A 951-nucleotide genomic window follows, 5' to 3' on the forward strand; every position below is an offset into this window, starting at 1 on the left:
CTGAGGCCGGTCGAAAAAAATGGAAGCCAACGTTTCGTAAAATTGAGAAACGGAGGCATGGATGAATCGAATTCCAAGAGCGGTCTATACGAAGGAGCTTCGCGACGAAGCGGTCAAGTTGGCGTTGACTGAAGGTGTTGGGGTATCGGAAGCTTCCCGGCGGTTGTCGATCCCAATGAAAACGCTGGCAAACTGGGTGCGCGCGGCGAAGGCCGGGAAGCTGAAAGATGTCGGTCGGCACCAGAAGCCACTGACGGAGATGGAGGCCGAGCTGGCACAGGTCAAGCGCGAACTGGCCGAGGTCAAAATGGAGCGCGATCTCCTAAAAAAGTTCGCGACGTACTTCGCGAAGGAGTCGCGGTGAAGTACGGCGTGATTGAACAAATGCGACAGGACTACTCCGTGCCGCCGATGTGCCGCGTGCTGGGCGTATCGGTAAGCGGCTACTATGCGTGGCGCAAGCGCAAACCGTCCGAAAGAACTCGGCAGGAACCTCGCTTGGAAGCGGAGGTGCTCGCGGCGCATCAGCGAACCCGGGAAAGTTTCGGGCCCGAGCGCCTGCAGCAACATCTCGAGGAACGTGGCGTGCGAATCGGCGTGCATCGAATCAGACGGTTGCGCAGAAAACTGGGACTGCGCTGCAAGCAGAAACGTCGGTTCAAGGCTACGACGAATTCGAAGCACGATCTGCCTGTCGCGCCGAATCTGCTGAACCAGGATTTCTCGGTGACGGCGCCCAATCAAGCCTGGTGCGGTGACATCACCTATATCGCGACCGACGAGGGCTGGCTGTACCTTGCCGGCCTGAAGGATCTGTACAGTGGCGAAATCGTCGGCTACGCGATGAGCGAGCGGATGACGAAAAATCTGGTCATGCAGGCGCTGTTCCGCGCTGTCGTGACCCGACGACCGCCGGCGGGCCTGATTCACCATAGCGACCGCGGGTCGCAA

At 59.1% G+C, this 951-nt stretch carries 1 pseudogene; it reads left to right on the plus strand.

What is annotated here, in order from left to right:
* Positions 1 to 61: 61 nt before the first annotated feature.
* Positions 62 to 951 (plus strand): annotated as a pseudogene (locus tag H0X90_RS35300) (IS3 family transposase); the annotation flags it as partial.

Source organism: Burkholderia sp. 9775_39 (assembly GCF_015712225.1).
Taxonomy (GTDB): Bacteria; Pseudomonadota; Gammaproteobacteria; order Burkholderiales; family Burkholderiaceae; genus Burkholderia; species Burkholderia cenocepacia.